The organism is Streptomyces filamentosus, assembly GCF_014654895.1.
GTDB classification, from domain to species: domain Bacteria; phylum Actinomycetota; class Actinomycetes; order Streptomycetales; family Streptomycetaceae; genus Streptomyces; species Streptomyces filamentosus.
Genome location: NZ_BNBE01000004.1, coordinates 755,483 through 771,981 on the forward strand (window position 1 = coordinate 755,483; position 16,499 = coordinate 771,981).

Below are 16,499 nucleotides of genomic sequence, written 5' to 3' on the forward strand. Positions count from 1 at the left end.
TCGCCTCACTTCCCGGCCGTCAGCCCGTCCTCGGCGGCGCCCCGGCCGAGGACGACCTGGCGGATCGTCTCGCGGATGCCGGGGTGGCGGGGGTCGGAGCCGTCGGCGGCGCCGAGGTTCACCACCCGGCCGCGCCCGGTGTCGAACCACTGCGGCACGAACTCGGCCTTCGTCACCTGCCAGCGGGCGCCCTTCGTGCGGGGCGGGACGAAGGTGAAGCGGCCGATGCTGCTCTGGTTGCCCCGGGGGTCGAAGACGCCCTCGTGGTTGATCATGTCGCCGGCGATCTGGTCGCCCATGCCGTAGATCACCCAGGTGCCGTTGACCTTCTCGTACGCCTGCGGCACGTGGGCGTGGGTGCCGACGATCAGGTCGATGTCGGGGCGGCCCCCGGTGGCGGAGGCGGTGAGCGAGCGGGCGAGGGAGAGCTGCCGTTCGTCGGGTTCGGTCTGCCACTCGCTGCCCCAGTGGACGCTGACCACGACGACGTCGGCGCCCGCGGCGCGGGCCGCCCGGGCGTCGGCGATCACCCGGCCCTCGTCGAGGAGGTTCACCGCCCAGGGCCGCCCCTCGGGGAGCGGGTAGCCATTGGTGTCGTAGGTGTAGGCGAGCTGGGCGACGGTGGCGCCGCCCGCCTTGAGCAGGGTGGGCCGGGCGGCCTCGGCGGCGGTGCGGGCCGAGCCCGCGTGCTTCACCCCGGCGGCGTCGAGGGCGTCGAGGGTGCGGCCGAGTCCGGCGGCGCCGTCGTCGAGGGTGTGGTTGGAGGCGGTGGAGCAGGAGTCGTAGCCGGTGGCCCTGAGGGCGGCGGCGACCTCGGGCGGGGACTTGAAGGCGGGGTAGCCGGTGTAGGGCCCGCCGTCCTCCCCGTACACGGTCTCCATGTGGCAGATGGCCAGATCGGCGCGGGAGACGACGGAGCGCGCCCCGGCGAGCATGGGGCGGAAGTCGTAGCCGACGCCTCCCGCGTCCTCGGCGGCCCGGCGGATGATCGAGTCGTGCGGGAGGACGTCGCCGGAGGCCACCAGGGTGAAGCCGGCGGGCCGGGGCGCAGGGGCGGCCGGGCGGGGCGCGGCGGAGCCGCTCGACGGGCCGCCCGGTGCGGGTCCTCCGCCGACGGGGCCGCCCTGGGCACAGGCGGCGACGACGGCGAGCAGGGAGCCGGCGAGGGCGGTGGAGCCGGCGCGGACGATTCTGGCGCGCGCCGGCCTGGTGCCTGCGGTCATGACGACTGCCACCCCGATCATAGGAAGAACATGTGTTCTGCCGAATTGATCCCGTGGGCGGCCCGGGGTCAAGGGACCCGGCCGGGGCCGTGGCCGAACCCCACCGGATCGGACGCACGACCGTCCTTCGCTCGCCGCCCGACCGTTCGGCGTGCCATTCGTCGCTCGTTACGACCGTTCGCCGCAGACCGTTGTCCGTTCCCTGTCCCCTTCCGGCCGGATGCGTTCGGATACGGCGCGGACGACGAACCGCTGAGCGGGCGGGGAAGGGTGGTACTCATGACGACGGCAACGGCGGCGGCGACCGTGACGACCGACGAGCGGACGCTCCAGGAGCTCCAGCGGGAGCACGGGCCCGCCCTGTTCTCCTTCCTCCTGGGGCTGACCTACGGGGACCGCCAGCGCGCCGAGGACCTGGCCCAGGAGACCCTGGTCCGCGCCTGGCTCCACCCCGAGGCCTTCGACGGCTCCTACGCCTCGATCCGGCCGTGGCTCTTCACCGTGGCCCGCCGGCTGGCCATCGACGCCCGCCGCTCCCGGCTGGCCCGGCCCGCCGAGATCGGCGACGGCGTGCTCGCGGTCACCCCGGACCCCTCGGACGCCACCGCGTCGGCCGAGGCGGCGCTCGACGTGCGGGCGGCGGTCCGCGAACTGAGCCCGGAGCACCGGGCTGTGCTGGTCCGGCTCTACTTCCACGGGCTCACCGTCAACGAGGCCGCCGTGGACCTCGGGATCCCGGCCGGCACGGTCAAGTCCCGTTCCCACTACGCCCTTCGGCAGCTCGGCCGCTCGCTGCCGGGCTACCGGCCGCGCCGCGGCGTCGTTGCCGGACCCCGGGCCGCGGCCGCACAATGACGCCGTGACGCTCCCTGACGCCGTGACACCGGCTCCCGCCGTGGCGCTGACCCCCGCCGCCGCCGAGAAGATCCTCGCCGACAACTTCGCCCCCTGGGTGCTCGACCTGGGCCTGACGGTCGACTCCGTCGACGGCCGCGGGGCCGTCCTCCGGCTCCCCTGGTCCGACCGGCTGGCCCGCGAGGGCGGCGGCCTCTCCGGCCAGGCCCTGATGGCCGCCGCCGACACGGCCACGGTGATCGCCGTCTCGGCGGCCCGCGGCGGCTTCGTGCCGATGACGACCGTCCAGCAGTCCACCAGCTTCCAGCGGGCGGTCCTCGACACCGACGTCCTGGTCCGCGCCCGCCTCACCAAGCTCGGCCGGCGGATGGCCTTCGCCGACATCACCCTGACCGCCGAGGGCTCCGACGAACCGGCCGCCCACGCGACCGCCGTCTACGCCCTGCTCGGCTGACGCGCCGCCCCCTCCCCCGGGCTCCCGTCCGGGGAGGACCACGGGGGTCTATGCACTCGATGTATACGCGGTGCGTATAGTCGCGATCATGTCCTCACGACCCCGCACCCCCTCCCTGCCCCGCCTGTTCAAGGCGGTCGTCGTCACCCTGATCGCCGTCGGCGCCTCGCACGTCGTCCTCTCCGACACGCTCCGCTTCTCGCTGGTCGCCCAGGCGTCCTCCGCGCTCGGCGCGCCGACCGGCTACTCCGCCGACCAGGCGTTCACCGCCGCGCTGATGAACACCGCCCTGCTCATGCCGTTCGTGCTGTGGGCCGGGATGCGCCTGGCCGGGGAGCGGTCCCCGGGCGCCATGGTGCTGGTGGGGAGCACCGGGTGGATCGTCACCGTCTGGCGCGGGATCGACGCCCTCGACGACTCCTTCGGCGCGATCCTCCCCCTGCGGTCGCTCGCGCTCGTCGTCGGCGTCACCGCGCTCGCCTCGCTCGTCCGGCGGCGCCCCTCCCCCGCCCCCGCCGCCCCCTCCGCCCCTCGGACCCCACCGGCACCGATCCGGCCGGAGAACGTATCCGAAACCACACCGGCGAGTTGAGCAAAGCGGTCCACGCGGACGCTCCGAGCGGAGGAGGCTCTGCTCCGGGTGCCGAGAACCGAGGGACCCGACGTCCGGGAGAAGGTGGGAGCGTTGCCGCCCGAGAGCACGAACGGCGCCGGCCGCAGGAGCGGCGGCGGTCTGGCCGTACCGATGGCCTGGCTGTGCGCCGAGTACCTGGCCGACCAGTACCTGACCGCCGCCGGGCTCGCCGAGCCCGGCTCGCTGGAGCACCGCGCCTCCCTGCGGGCCCTGGCCCTCACGGTCCACCTGTCCGGGGAGCCCGCGGCCGACGAGTGGCTGCGGCTCACCGTCCACGAGGCGGGCTGGCCCGACTGGGTGGAGGAACGGCTCGCCGCCGAGGCGGCCGAGGACCCCGGCGGGGCCGACCTCGCCCTCGCCCTGGGCGCCTGGCGGGCCCTGCGGGAGACCTGGGTGCACGCCGCCGACCTGGACGGGCCCTCCGCCCCCGGCACGAGCCTCCCGGTGGACGAGGCGTCCCGGACCTGGGTGCCCGCCTGGCGGCTGGGGCTGCCCCTCGCCCACCTCGCCCTGTGGCTCGCCTGATCCGTCACCGCGTCGGCGACGGATGCACCCCCGGACGGTACTTGGGGAAGCGCGCGGTCACCTTCATGCCCGCGCCGACGCCGGTCTCGATGACGAGCGCGTACTCCGCCCCGTACACCTGGCGCAGCCGCTCGTCGACGTTGGACAGGCCGATGCCGGAGCCGCCCGGGTGCTCGCCGCGCAGCACCGCCCGCAGCCGCTCCGGGTCCATGCCCGCGCCGTCGTCCTCGACGGTCACCACCGCCTCCGCTCCGGCGTCCCGCGCGGCGATGGTGACCCGGCAGCCCCGGTCCGTCAGGCCGTGCTTGACCGCGTTCTCCACCAGCGGCTGGAGGCAGAGGAAGGGCAGCGCGACCGGCAGGACCTCCGGGGCGATCTGGAGCGTCACCTTGAGCCGGTCGCCGAAGCGCGCCCCGGCCAGCGCCAAGTACTGCTCGATCGCCCGCAGTTCGTCGGCGAGCTGGGCGAACTCGCCGTGCCTGCGGAAGGAGTAGCGGGTGAAGTCGGCGAACTCCAGGAGCAGGTCGCGGGCCCGCTCCGGGTCGGTGCGGACGAACGAGGCGATGGCGGCGAGGGAGTTGAAGATGAAGTGCGGGGAGATCTGGGCGCGCAGCGCGCGGATCTCCGCCTCCACCACCCGGGTCCGGGAGCGGTCCAGCTCGGCCAGCTCCAGCTGGACCGAGACCCAGCGGGCCACCTCGGTCGCGGCCCGCACCAGCACCGCCGACTCCCGGGAGCCGTAGGCCACCAGCGCGCCGAGCACCCCCTCCTCGCCGGTGAGCGGGGCGGTCACCGCCCAGCGCAGCTCGCAGCCGGGGTCGGCGCAGCCGGTGGGCGCCGAGCGGCTGCGGCCGGTCTCCAGGGTCGCGGCGGCCAGGCCGGGCACGCCCGCGTGGTGGTGCGCCTCGCCGGGCCCGTCCCAGGCGAGGACGGCCGTGCCGTCGGTGAGGCACAGCGCCTCGGTGCCCAGCAGCGAGCGCAGCGGGCGGACCGCCCGTCCCGCGGTCTCCCCGGTGAGCCCGGCGCGCAGCGGCGGGGCGGCCAGCGAGGCGGTGTGCAGGGTGTGGAAGGTGGCCCGCTCCACGGGGGTGCCGAGGTCGGGGTGGGCGGCCCGGCCGCCGCGCCGGGCGGTGAGCCGGCCGAGGACGAAGCCGGCCGTGAGCAGCACGGTGCCCGCGGCGCTCGCCGCGGCCAGGACGATGCCGGTCACCGGCGGGCCCCCCGCTCGGGGACGGGGGCGGTGAACTCCTCCGGCAGGTGCAGCCGGGCGAGGATCGCCGGGGTGCCCGCCGGGACGCTGCGCGGGGTGGCGAGCGAGACCAGGACCATGGTGAGGAAGCCGAGCGGGACGGACCAGACGGCCGGCCAGGCCATCAGGGTGTGCGGCCAGCCCGCCGGGGCGAGTCCGGCCCGGGTCGCCATCACCGCGGCGAGCGCGGAGCCGCCGCCGAGGAGGAGTCCGGCCGCCGCGCCGGGCGGGGTGAGCCGCCGCCACCAGATGCCGAGGACGAGCAGCGGGCAGAAGGAGGAGGCGGAGACGGCGAAGGCGAGCCCGACGGCGTCGGCGACCGGCACCTTGGAGGCGGCGACGCCGACGGCGAGCGGGACGGCGGTGGCCAGCAGGGTCGCGAGCCGGAAGTGCCGGACCGCGCGGGAGGGCAGCACGTCCTGCGCGAGGACGCCGGCGACCGACATGGTGAGTCCCGAGGCGGTGGAGAGGAAGGCGGCGAAGGCCCCGCCCGCGACGAAGGCGCCGAGGAGGTCGCCGAGCGCGCCGCCGGCGATCCGGTCGGGCAGGACGAGCACGGCGGCGTCGGCGGAGCCGGTGAGAGCGAGCTCGGGGGCGTAGATCCGCCCGAGGGCCCCGTAGAGCGCGGGCAGCAGGTAGAAGACGCCGATCAGGCCGAGGACGACGAGGGTGGTGCGGCGGGCGGCCCGCCCGTGCGGGCTGGTGTAGAAGCGGACGGCGACGTGCGGCAGGCCCATGGTGCCGAGGAAGGTGGCGAGGATCAGCCCGTACGTGGCGTACAGCTGGTGTCCGTCACGGCCGCCGGCCAGCGGCTGGGACCAGCCGAGCGGGTCGGCGCCCTCGGCGCGCCGCTCGGGCACCGGGGCGCCCGCCGGGAGGGCGAGGAGGGTGCCGCCCTTCACCTGGTGGGTGCCGGGGGCGAGGGTGACGGCCCGCTCCTCGTACCGGACGGAGTCGACGGTGCCGGTGACGGTGAGGGTCAGCGGGGCGTCGAGCCCGAGACGCACGGTGTCGGCGACCCGGACGGCGGTGTGCTCGCGGAGCACCGCGGGGGCGTCGAAGCGGGCCCGGGGCGCCCCGTCGCCGTACCAGGCGGCGACCAGGAAGAAGGCCGGGACCAGCAGGGCGGTGAGCTTCAGCCAGTACTGGAACGCCTGGACGAAGGTGATGCTGCGCATGCCGCCCGCGGCGACGGTGCCGGTGACGACGAGGGCGACGAGCAGGCCGCCGACCCAGCCGGGGGCACCGGTGAGGATCTCCAGGGTGAGGCCGGCGCCCTGGAGCTGCGGCAGCAGGTAGAGCCAGCCGATCCCGACGACGAGGAGGCTCGCGAGCCGCCGGACCTGCGGGGACTCCAGCCGGGCCTCGGCGAAGTCGGAGAGGGTGTAGGCCCCCGAGCGGCGCAGCGGGGCGGCGACGAGGACCAGCAGGACCAGGTAGCCGGCGGTGTAGCCGACCGGGTACCAGAGCATGGCCGGGCCCTGGACGAGGACGAGGCCCGCGATGCCGAGGAAGGAGGCCGCGGAGAGGTACTCGCCGCTGATGGCGGCGGCGTTGAGCCGGGGCCCGGCGGTCCGGGAGGCCACGTAGAAGTCGGAGGTGGTGCGGGAGACGCGCAGGCCGAGGGCGCCGATGAGGACGGTGGCGAGGACGACGGCGGTGACGGCGACGACCGCGTGGGTCTGGTTCATGCGGGACGGTCCACCGGTCTCAGCGCTCGACGAGGCCGGTGAAGTCGCGCTCGTTGCGCTCGGCCCGGCGGACGTACCAGAGGGCGATCGCCCAGACGACGGGGTAGACGCCGGCGCCGAGCGCGGCCCACACCAGCGCCTCGGGGGCGGGCAGCGCGAGCAGCAGCGGGAGGGTGCCGACGAGCAGGGCGAGCGCGCCGAGGGCGGTGAGGGCGGCGCGGAGCTGGCTGCGCATCAGGGAGCGGACGTAGGTGTGGCCGAGGGTGGTCTGCTCGTCGATCTCGGAGCGGGCGGGCGGGTGCAGGGGCCGGGGCCGCAGGCGCGGCGCGGGCCGGTCGCCGAGGGCGGAGGCGTAGGTGACGGTCTCGCGCCGGGGCCGGCGCGGCTCGGGGTGCTCCGGCATCGGCGTCGCTCTCTGACGGGCCCTGGCGGGCGGGTGGGCCCGTGGAGTGTAAGCGGAAGGGGCCGGGCGCCGGTAGGGGTGTCCGGTCAGCCTCCGGCGCGGCGCATCAGCAGGTCGCGCAGGGGGCGGGCGTGCCGGCGGCTGACCGCGAGGTCGGTGGCGCCGACCCGGACCGAGGTGGTGGTGCCGTCGAGCCGGAGCTCCTCGATGCGGTCGAGGGCGACGAGGTGGCTGCGGTGGATGCGGACGAAGCCCCGGTCCGCCCAGCGCTCCTCCAGGGTGGAGAGCGGGATGCGGACGAGGTGGCTGCCCTGGTCGGTGTGGAGCCGGGCGTAGTCGCCGTGGGCCTCGACGTAGGCGATGTCGTCGACGGCGACGAAGCGGGTGACGCCGCCGAGCTCGACGGCGATCTGCTCGGGCGCGGCGGGGGCCGCGGGCGGGGCGGCGGTGGCGTGCACGAGTTCGTGGACGCGGCGGACGGCCTCGGCGAGCCGTTCGCGGCGGACCGGCTTGAGGACGTAGTCGACGGCCTTGAGGTCGAAGGCGGTGAGCGCGAAGCCCTCGTGGGCGGTGACGAAGACGACGAGCGGCGGGCGGGCGAAGCCGGCGAGCAGCCGGGCCACGTCGAGGCCGGTGAGGCCCGGCATGTGGATGTCGAGGAAGACGACGTCGATCGCCTGCTCGCCGTCGGGGCCGCCGTCCAGCGCCCGCCCGATCCGGCGCAGCGCCGCGGTGGCGTCCCCGGCGCCCTCGGCGGCCTTGACCCGGGGGTCGGCGCGCAGCAGGTAGAGGAGTTCCCCGAGGGCGGGTTCCTCGTCGTCGACGGCGAGTACGCGGAGCATGCGCGGGAGTCTACGGAACCGGGTCCTGGGCGGGCCGGGGCGTGACGGTGAACTCGCACCAGACGCACTTGCCGCCGCCCCGGGGCTCGACGCCCCAGTCGTCGGAGAGCTGGTCGACGAGGAGGAGGCCCCGTCCCGAGACGCCGGCCTCGCCCGCCTCGCGGCGGCGGGGCAGGGCGCTGGAGCGGTCCTCGACCTCGACCCGCAGCCGCCGTTCGGCGCCGGGCAGGATCCGCAGGGTGAGGATGGCCCCGCCGTCGGTGTGCATGAGCGCGTTGGTCATCAGCTCGTCGGCGACGAGTTCGATCTCGTCGGCGCGGTCGCCGGCGCCCCAGGCGCGGACGGCGGCCCGGATCATGTGGCGGGCGGCGCTCAGCGCCTCGGGGTCGCTCTGGGCGACGTGCTGGCGGAAGCGGCCGCCGGTGGGTGCGGGGACGCCGAGGCGGCGCAGCAGCAGGATGGCGACGTCGTCCTCGCCGCCGCGCTCGGCGACGACGTCGCAGAGGTGGTCGGCGAGGTCCTGGAGGTCGGAGGGGCCGCGCCGGACGAGGGACGAGAGCCATTCGAGGCCCTCGTCGAGGTCGGCGCCGGGCTTCTCGACCAGTCCGTCGGTGTAGAGCATGAGGGTCTGGCCGGGGTCGAGTTCGAGGGTGGTGACGGGGTAGTCGAGCCGGCCGAACTCGGCGGAGAGGCCGAGCGGGAGGCCGCCTTCGACGGCGATCCGCCGACACCGGCCGTCCTCCTCGCGGACGAGCGGGTCGACGTGCCCGGCGCGGACGACCTGGACGACGCCGGTGGCCGGGTCGGTCTCGGCGTAGGTGCAGGTGGCGAAGCGGTCGGTGTCGAGTTCGTGGAGGAAGACGGAGGCCCGGGCCATGACGGTGGCCGGGGTGTGGCCCTCGGCGGCGTAGGCGCGCAGCACGATCCGCAGCTGGCCCATGACGGCGGCGGCGTGGGTGTCGTGGCCCTGGACGTCGCCGATGACGGCGCCGACCCGGCCGCCGGGGAGCGGGATGACGTCGTACCAGTCGCCGCCGATGTCCCGGCCGAGGCGGGCGGAGCGGTAGCGGACGGCTATCTGGGCGCCGTCCGCGTCGGGGATCCGGCGGGGCAGCATCGCCTGCTGGAGCCCTTCGGCGAGGTCGTGCTCCTGCTCGTAGAGCATGGCCCGCTGGAGGCTCTGGGCGATGCTGCTGCCGAGGGCGACGAGGAGGGTCCGCTCGTCCTCGCTGAAGCCGGTGCGGTCGCTGTAGAGCAGGCCGAGGGCGCCGATGGGGCGGGCCTGGGCGATGAGCGGCAGGTAGGCGGCGGCGGTGATGCCGAGGCTGCTGATGTGCTGCCACAGGACGGGGAAGGAGGCGGCGAAGTCCTCGGAGGTGTCGATGAAGCGGGGGCGCAGGGTGCGGATGACCTCGCTCATCGGGTAGGGCTCGTCCACCCGGGTGAAGCGGGTGCCCGGGACGAAGGCGCCGTCGGGCCCCTCGGCGACGAGGTGGATGCGGCCGGACTCCAGCAGGCCCATGACGAGGCTGGCGGCGCCGAAGTGCTCCAGGGCGTGCGAGTCGTTGAGGAGGTCGATGACGTCCTGGACGGTGCGGGCGTAGGCGAGGGCCGCGGTGGTGCCCTCGACGACCCCGGCGCGCTGTCTGCGGCCCTCGTCGAGGCCGAGGCGGGCGGCGGACTCGGTGAGTTCGTGGGTGGCGTCCCGGAGGACGCCGATGATCCGCACGGGGCGGCCGGTGGCGTCGCGGTGGACGATGCCCTGGGTGTGGGTCCACTGGTGGGAGCCGTCGCGGCGGCGGATGCGGAAGTAGGCCCCGTACTGGTCGCTGCCGTCCTTGAGGGCCTGGGCCACCAGGGTGTCCAGCTGGCGGCCCTCGTCGGGCAGGACGCGGCTGCCGAGGGTCTCGGGGCGGTCGTCGTACTCGCCGGGCGCGAAGTCGAAGACGTCGAGGGCGGCCTCGTCCATCCGCATGACGCCGGTGGTCAGGTCCCAGTCGAAGCCGCCCATGCGGAAGGCGGCGCCGAACGTGCTGAGGATCGGCGCCGCCGCGCCGCCCGTGGCCGGTGCCGTGTCCGCTCCCCCGCTGCCCGCGCTCATGGGGGCCACGCTAGGGCCGGCGGGGTCCTCGCGCACCACGAAGATCTTCAGCCGGCGAAGGTGTCGGACCCCGGGGGTTCCGGTTCGCCGGGGACCGGACCGGTCGGGTGGCCGCCGTCCGGCGGCGCGTAGGGGTCCGCGTACGGGTCCTCGTACGGCTCGCCGTACGGGTCGGCGCGGGGGTCCGTGTACGGGTCGGTGTACGGGTCCTCGTACGGGTCGGTGTACGGCTCCGAGGGCGCGTCCGGCGTCACGGGCGCGTCCGGCGTCACCGGGGCGTCCGGGGTGGCGGGTCCGTCCGGGACCGCGGGGGTGTCGGGGGCGGCGGGCGTGTCGGGGGCGGCCGGGACGCTGGGCGCCTCGCTGGAGGCGGCGGGCGCGTCCGGCGTCTCCGGCGCGTCCTGGGTCCCCGGCGTGTCCGGCGCGTCCGGGGTTTCCGGCGCGTCCGGAGTCTCCGGCGCGTCCGGGGTGACGGGGTCGCTGAGGGCGCAGGTGGCGGGGTCGCAGTCGGGGACGGTGTCGGGCTTGCGGTCCTGGTCGCCGTCGCTGCCCGTCTTCCGCTCGATCCAGCTGTCGTCGGCGACGTTCACGAGGACGAGGCTGGTGACCACGGTGGTGGTGGGCTTGACCATGATCACGCGGTCGGGGTCGAAGCCGGCCCAGGGGTCGCCCTGGTGGACGGCGCCGGAGACGCTGACGGGCGTGCGGAGGGGGTTGCCGCAGGCGCAGCGGACCCGGGGGGCGCCGTAGGGGTCGACGAGGACGGCGGTGCCGGCCTGGAGGACGGACTGGAAGGCGGCGGCCCGGCCGTCGCGGAAGCCGTGGTTGGTGACGCGGGTGTCGGCGCGCAGCAGGACGGGGGTGAGGTCGCGCAGCCAGTCGGCGACGCCGTTCTCGGGGATGCCGGCGGCCTCGGCGAAGGCGCGGAGCTTGGCGGGTTCGGCGGCGAGGTAGGCGACCTGCTGCTCGACGTCGCAGCTGGCCTCGGCGCGGGTGCCGCCGTAGAGGCCGGGGGCGGAGCCGGTGACCTCGTGGACGCCGGGGGCGCTGGCGGGCTGCGCCGCGGGGCGGGCGCCCGGCAGGGCGCGGAGTCCCGCGCCGCGCGCGGTGGAGGCGGTGAAGGGGTCGGGTCCCTGGTCGGCGACCGGCTGGAGCCGCACCTCGTGGGCGGCGCTCAGGGCGGCCCGGCCCGCTCCGCCGCCGTGCTCGGCGGCGGAGCAGCCGGCGAGGAACAGGGCGGCGCCGAGCGTCGCGGCGAGGGCGGTACGGCCCTGGTGGCGGGCCGTCCCTGGGGCGGGGCGGACGGCGGCGGGGTTGCTCCGCGTCCGGCGCTGCGGTGGGCGCACGTGCTTCTCCCGGTCGTCACGGGTGGGTTCCTCCCGTTCTGTCGCAGGGAGTGGCCGGGGGCAAGCGGAGCGCGTCCGTACGGGCGGACGGGGTGGCGCCGACTCCGGACTTGAACACGTTCAAGAGAGGCCCTACGCTCGGGACCGTCACCGTTGAACACGTTCAAGTCGGGGGTTGGACGCCATGAACACGTTGGACGCCGTCGTGGCTCCGGTCGTGACGATCGGGATGCTCTGGGTCGTGCCGACCGGGCTCGGCCTCGTCGAGGGGCCCCGGCCGCCCGGCTGGGACGCGCTGCGGCGGGCCTGGCCGCTGCTGGCCCTGCCGGGCGCCGTCTCGCTCTGGCTGCCCCGCTCCGGCGCGGCGACCGCGCTCGCCGCCTGCTACGCGCTCGCCACCCTGGCGCTCGCCCTCCTGGCCCCGGCCCGGCTCGCGCTCACGAGGTCGGCGAGGCCCGCCGAGCTCGCCGTCCTCACCGCGCTCGTCTGCCCGTCCGTCGCCGGACTCGCGCTCGTCGCCGAGCGGGCCTCGTACCCGCTCTTCGGCTTCGAGCTCGACCTGCTGGCGCTGACCGTGCCGCACTTCCACTTCGCGGGCTTCGCCGCCGCCCTGGTCGCCGGACTGCTCTGCCGCTCCGCCGGCGGAGGGGTCCTGGCCGGGGCCGCCGCGCTCAGCGTGCCCGCCGGGACCCTGCTGGTGCTCGCCGGGTACTTCGTCGACGACTGGGCCGAACTGGTCGGGGCCGTCGTGCTCACCGCCGGGATGACCGCCGTCGCCGTGCTCACCCTGCGGGAGCGGCGGGACCTCGCCGCCGATCCCGTCACCCGGGCCCTGCTGGGCGTCTCGGCCCTGGTCCTGGCCGTCACCATGGCCCTCGCGCTCTGGTGGGCGCTGGGCGAGGCGACCGGGATCCCGCACCCCACCCTGACCTGGATGGCCGCGACCCACGGCCTCGGCAACGCCCTCGGCTTCGCCGTCTGCTCCCTGCTCGCCCACCGCCGGCTCCGCACCGCGCCCGGCCCCGCCGCCACCACGACCGCCATCCCCCGCACCCTCCCGCGAACGGAGCTCCCGGCATGAGCCGCATCCTCAAGGACCTGGCCCCGCGCCGTACCCTCAGCTACCGCGAGGTCGGGGCCACCCGCACCCCCGGCGCCCTCCCCGCCGGCTACCACCACCTGCGCCACAGCGCCGCCGTCGGCCACGGCCCCGCCGACTTCCGGACCGCCGCCGAGGCCGTCACCACCTGGCGGATGCACCGCGCCACCGGCGCCCGGGTCCGCTCCGCCGCGGACCGCGCGGCCCCCGGCGTCACCCTGGAGGTCGCGCTCGGCATCGGCCCGTTCTCCTACGGCGTGCCCTGCGAGGTGATCTGGCTGCCCGAGGAGGAGCACCGGGGCGGCTTCGGGTACGGCACCCTCACCGGCCACCCGGAGTGCGGCGAGGAGTCCTTCCTCGTGGAGCTGGAGCCCGACGGCACGGTCCGCTTCACGGTGACCGCCTTCAGCCGGCCCGCCGCCTGGTACACCCGGCTCGCCGGGCCGGTCGTCCCCCGCCTCCAGCTCGCCTACGCCCGCCGGCTCGGCACCGTCCTCGCCCGGCTCGTCGCGGAGGGCTGAGCCGGCGCCGATACTGGAGGCGATGGAGTGGTTCACCGCACCGGAGCTGTGGACGGCCCGGACCGTCTTCCAGCGCGGCCTGGCCGTGCTGTACGGCGTGGCCTTCCTGTCGGCCGCCCTCCAGTTCCGGGCGCTCATCGGCGCGCGCGGCATGCTCCCCGTACCGGATTTCCTGCGCCGCACCACCCCGCTCCGCTCGCCCTCGCTCTTCCACTGGCACTACTCCGACCGCCTCTTCGCGGCGGTCGCGTGGACCGGCACCGGCCTCGCCGCGGCGCTCGCCGCCGGGGCGGCGGACGCGGTGCCGCTCGCGGCCGCCATGGCCCTGTGGCTGCTGCTGTGGGGGCTCTACCTGTCGATCGTGAACGTGGGCCAGACCTGGTACGCCTTCGGCTGGGAGTCGCTGCTCCTGGAGACCGGCTTCCTGGCGGTCTTCCTCGGCAACGACGACGTCGCCCCGCCGCTCCTCGTCCTCCTGCTGCTGCGCTGGCTGCTCTTCCGCGTCGAGTTCGGCGCGGGCCTGATCAAGATCCGCGGCGACGCCTGCTGGCGGAGGCTGACCTGTCTGGAGCACCACCACGAGACCCAGCCGATGCCGGGCCCGCTGAGCTGGTTCTTCCACCGGCTCCCCCGCCCCCTGCACCGCGTCGAGGCCGCCGCCAACCACGTCGTCCAGCTCGGCGTGCCCTTCCTCCTGTTCACCCCGCAGCCGGTGGCCTCGATCGCGGCCGGCCTGATGATCGTCACCCAGCTGTGGCTGGTCCTCTCCGGCAACTTCGCCTGGCTCAACTGGCTGACGATCGTCCTCGCCGCCTCCGTCCTCGACCTCACCGCCCTCACCGGCACCCCCGGCGGCAACCCCCGCCCCGACACCCCGCTCTGGTACGCGGCCCTGGTCCTCGCCCTGACGGCCCTGGTCCTCGTCCGCAGCCGCCGCCCGGTCCTCAACCTCCTCTCCCGCCACCAGTCCATGAACCGCTCCTACGACCCCTTCCACCTGGTCAACACCTACGGCGCCTTCGGCACGGTGGGCCGGGTCCGCGACGAGATCGTCGTCGAGGGCACCGCCGACCGGACCCCCGGCCCGGACACCCGGTGGCACGAGTACGGCTTCAAGGGCAAACCCGGCGACCCGCACCGGCTGCCCCGCCAGTTCGCCCCGTACCACCTGCGGCTGGACTGGCTGATGTGGTTCGCGGCGCTCTCGCCCGGCTACGCCCGGGAGTGGTTCGGGCCCTTCGTGGAGCGGCTGCTCGCCGGGGACCGTGACACCCTGCGGCTGTTGGGGCACAACCCCTTCCCGGACGCGCCGCCGGTGCACGTGCGCGCCCGGCTCTACCGGTACCGGTTCTCCACCTGGCGCGAGCTGCGGGACACCGGGGCGTGGTGGCAGCGGCGGCTGGTGCGGGAGTACCTGCCGCCGGTGCGGCTGGGGGACTGAGGCGGACGTGACGGTGCCCCCGTCCGGGAGGGACGGGGGCACCGGGGGCGCAGCGGCCGCAACGGCCGGGGCGACGTCTCGCCTCGGGGCGGCGGTCAGTCGACGCCGGGCAGGATGTGGGGCTCGGCGAGGTCGTCCTCGTAGCCCGCGAGGCGGATCGGGGCCGACCGGGCCCAGACTTCGAGGCTGCCCAGTTCGCCGGTGCGCCGCTGTCGTTCGGAGGGTTCCGACGGTCGCGGTTCCTGCTTCGTCAGTTCGGGTGTCACCGCGCACTCCTTTGTGTCGCGTTCAGATGAGGACGTGGGGCCGGTCGGTCGCGGTGGCGCCGTTCGATCGGGCGGGGCCGCGGCCGAGGTGGGTGGCCAGTCCCCTGGTCGTCCGTGGAGCGGGTGTGGCGCTCCGGTGGCCGACCGTGACCCTCAGAGTAACCAAATGAGCGCGCCCACGCTCTACCGGGCTCAAAAGTGTGACGCGTTCGGGTGACGGAGACCGAAAAGAGCGCCCTCCTGGCGGGAGGGCGCTCTTCATCGGTGCTCCGTGGGGCGCTCTTCAGGCGTGCCGAGGGGGCCTACCACTTGCCGGGGGCGTAGTCCTTCAGGAAGACGCCGTACAGGTCCTCGCCGGCCTCGCCGCGGACCACCGGGTCGTAGACGCGGGCGGCGCCGTCGACCAGGTCGAGCGGGGCGTGGAAGCCCTCCTCGGCGAGGCGCAGCTTGTCGAAGTGCGGGCGCTCGTCGGTGATCCAGCCGGTGTCGACCGAGGTCATGAGGATCTTGTCGGCCTCGAACATCTCCTGGGCGCTGGTCCGGGTCACCATGTTCATGGCGGCCTTCGCCGCGTTGGTGTTCGGGTGTCCGGCGCCCTTGTAGCCGCGGGAGAAGACGCCTTCCATCGCGGAGACGTTGACGACGTACGCCCGGCCGCTCCCCGCCTTCGCGGCGGCCGCGGCCATCGCCGGGCGGAGGGCGCTGATCAGGATGAACGGCGAGGTGTAGTTGCAGAGCTGGGTCTCCAGGAGCTCCACCGGGGAGATCTGGTCGATGGTCTGCACCCAGGTGTTGGAGTCCACCACGTCCGGCAGCAGGCCGCCGGCGTCGATGGCGGTGCCCGCGGTGTACTGCTCCAGGCTCGCGTTGCCCGCGACGAGGGCGAGGTCGGCGACCTTCTGGGCGTCGAGGCCGCTGGTGCCGACGGGCAGCGCGGCGAGGCCGTCGACCGCGCCGGAGTTGAAGGCGCCGATGACGTGGTGGGCGGGCAGCTCGCCGGCCGGCAGCGGGGCGGTCTCGCCGTCGACCAGGGCCGCGTAGGCGGAGGGCAGCCGGCGCACGGTCTGGGTGGCGTTGTTGATCAGGATGTCGAGCGGGCCCGCCTGCGCGACCTGCTCGGCGAGGGCCACGGCCTGGCCGGGGTCGCGCAGGTCGATGCCGACGACCTCCAGGCGGTGGATCCAGTCCGCCGAGTCCTCCATCGCCTTGAAGCGGCGGATGGCGTCCTTCGGGAAGCGGGTGGTGATCGTGGTGTGCGCGCCGTCGCGGAGCAGCCGCAGCGCGATGTACATGCCGATCTTGGCCCGGCCGCCGGTGAGCAGCGCGCGCTTGCCCGCGAGGTCCGCGCGGGCGTCCCGCTTGGCGCGGTTCAGGGCCGCGCAGTCCTGGCAGAGCTGGTGGTAGAAGTAGTCGACCTCGACGTACCGGGTCTTGCAGGTGTAGCAGGACCGGGGGCGCTGGAGTATGCCCGCGATCCGGCCGGCCTCGGTGACGGAGCTGGGCAGGATGCCCTCGGTCTCGTCGTCGATGCGCTGGGCGGAGCCGGTGGCGGTGGCCTCGGTGACGGCCCGGTCGTGGGCGGTCTTCGCGGCCCGGCGCTCCTGGCGGCGGCGCTGCTTGACCGTCCGGTAGATGCCGGCGGTGGCGCGGCGGACGGCGATGGCGTCCGGGTGGTCGACGTCGATCTTGTCGAGTTCGTCGAGCACGCTCAGGCAGACGGCCAGGCGATCGGGGTCGATGCCCGGTCCGTACTCCTGGGTCTCCTCTGTCACCGTCATGGCCTTCGTCGTTCCTCGATCGCTCGCGGGCGGGCGCCACCGGGTCCCCCGGAGAGCGGCCGCCGGGGGTT

Annotated in this window: 16 protein-coding genes; 7 read left to right on the forward strand and 9 right to left on the reverse strand. The window is 75.4% G+C overall.

The annotated features are described in order from the left end of the window. Positions 1 to 5: 5 nt before the first annotated feature. Entirely contained in the window at positions 6 to 1,223 is a 1,218-nt protein-coding gene (locus tag IE326_RS37230) for a CapA family protein (protein ID WP_150234324.1), read from the reverse strand. 279 nt (positions 1,224 to 1,502) lie between these two features. On the opposite strand from IE326_RS37230, the gene IE326_RS37235 reads away from it, so the two are divergent. From IE326_RS37235 to IE326_RS37250, 4 genes are all read left to right on the forward strand, one after another. Then, complete coding sequence (locus tag IE326_RS37235) at positions 1,503 to 2,078, forward strand: sigma-70 family RNA polymerase sigma factor (RefSeq protein WP_150234326.1); 576 nt, start codon at positions 1,503 to 1,505, stop codon at positions 2,076 to 2,078. A gap of 40 nt (positions 2,079 to 2,118) precedes the next feature. Then, positions 2,119 to 2,532 carry a PaaI family thioesterase gene (locus IE326_RS37240; RefSeq protein WP_190045038.1) on the forward strand — a complete coding sequence of 138 codons (414 nt, stop codon included), beginning with the start codon at positions 2,119 to 2,121 and terminating at the stop codon, positions 2,530 to 2,532. 88 nt (positions 2,533 to 2,620) lie between these two features. Next, complete coding sequence (locus tag IE326_RS37245; protein WP_190044723.1) at positions 2,621 to 3,124, forward strand: hypothetical protein; 504 nt, start codon at positions 2,621 to 2,623, stop codon at positions 3,122 to 3,124. An 84-nt stretch (positions 3,125 to 3,208) separates the two neighbouring features. Then, positions 3,209 to 3,691, forward strand: coding sequence for a hypothetical protein (locus IE326_RS37250; RefSeq protein WP_373310407.1), 483 nt, complete (start codon positions 3,209 to 3,211; stop codon positions 3,689 to 3,691). A 4-nt stretch (positions 3,692 to 3,695) separates the two neighbouring features. On the opposite strand, the gene IE326_RS37255 is transcribed toward IE326_RS37250, so the two are convergent. From IE326_RS37255 to IE326_RS41270, 6 genes are all read right to left on the reverse strand, one after another. Continuing rightward, the gene (locus IE326_RS37255; RefSeq protein WP_150234331.1) at positions 3,696 to 4,901 is read right to left on the reverse strand and encodes a histidine kinase; all 1,206 of its coding nucleotides are present in this window, start codon (positions 4,899 to 4,901) and stop codon (positions 3,696 to 3,698) included. Continuing rightward, a complete protein-coding gene (locus IE326_RS37260) occupies positions 4,898 to 6,631 on the reverse strand; it encodes a sodium/solute symporter (protein ID WP_150234333.1) in 1,734 nt (577 codons plus the stop codon). Before IE326_RS37260 ends, IE326_RS37255 begins: the two co-directional genes overlap by 4 nt. A 19-nt stretch (positions 6,632 to 6,650) precedes the next feature. Further along, complete coding sequence (locus tag IE326_RS37265) at positions 6,651 to 7,034, reverse strand: DUF485 domain-containing protein (RefSeq protein WP_229915843.1); 384 nt, start codon at positions 7,032 to 7,034, stop codon at positions 6,651 to 6,653. An 86-nt stretch (positions 7,035 to 7,120) separates the two neighbouring features. After that, positions 7,121 to 7,876 (reverse strand): LytR/AlgR family response regulator transcription factor, encoded by a 756-nt coding sequence (locus IE326_RS37270; RefSeq protein ID WP_150234335.1) that lies wholly within the window; start codon positions 7,874 to 7,876, stop codon positions 7,121 to 7,123. Between the two features lie 10 nt (positions 7,877 to 7,886). Beyond that, a complete protein-coding gene (locus tag IE326_RS37275; protein WP_150234337.1) occupies positions 7,887 to 9,977 on the reverse strand; it encodes a SpoIIE family protein phosphatase in 2,091 nt (696 codons plus the stop codon). Positions 9,978 to 10,024: 47 nt separating this feature from the next. Further along, positions 10,025 to 11,323, reverse strand: coding sequence for a DUF6777 domain-containing protein (locus tag IE326_RS41270; RefSeq protein WP_229915844.1), 1,299 nt, complete (start codon positions 11,321 to 11,323; stop codon positions 10,025 to 10,027). Between the two features lie 184 nt (positions 11,324 to 11,507). Here IE326_RS41270 and IE326_RS37285 point away from each other — a divergent pair, with 184 nt between their 5' ends. The 3 genes from IE326_RS37285 to IE326_RS37295 are packed head-to-tail and all read left to right on the forward strand — an operon-like array spanning position 11,508 to position 14,384. Continuing rightward, complete coding sequence (locus IE326_RS37285) at positions 11,508 to 12,404, forward strand: YndJ family protein (protein WP_373310378.1); 897 nt, start codon at positions 11,508 to 11,510, stop codon at positions 12,402 to 12,404. Further along, complete coding sequence (locus IE326_RS37290; protein ID WP_190044725.1) at positions 12,401 to 12,943, forward strand: DUF1990 domain-containing protein; 543 nt, start codon at positions 12,401 to 12,403, stop codon at positions 12,941 to 12,943. The genes IE326_RS37285 and IE326_RS37290 overlap by 4 nt, the downstream gene beginning before the upstream one ends. Before the next feature lie 22 nt (positions 12,944 to 12,965). Next, on the forward strand, positions 12,966 to 14,384 hold the full coding sequence (locus IE326_RS37295; RefSeq protein WP_190044726.1) for a lipase maturation factor family protein: 1,419 nt from the start codon (positions 12,966 to 12,968) through the stop codon (positions 14,382 to 14,384). A gap of 95 nt (positions 14,385 to 14,479) precedes the next feature. On the opposite strand, the gene IE326_RS37300 is transcribed toward IE326_RS37295, so the two are convergent. Together IE326_RS37300 and IE326_RS37305 are read right to left on the reverse strand one after the other, a co-directional pair. Further along, a complete protein-coding gene (locus tag IE326_RS37300) occupies positions 14,480 to 14,650 on the reverse strand; it encodes a hypothetical protein (protein WP_170313956.1) in 171 nt (56 codons plus the stop codon). Positions 14,651 to 14,952: 302 nt separating this feature from the next. Then, positions 14,953 to 16,428 (reverse strand): SDR family NAD(P)-dependent oxidoreductase, encoded by a 1,476-nt coding sequence (locus tag IE326_RS37305; protein ID WP_190044727.1) that lies wholly within the window; start codon positions 16,426 to 16,428, stop codon positions 14,953 to 14,955. Positions 16,429 to 16,499: the final 71 nt, after the last annotated feature.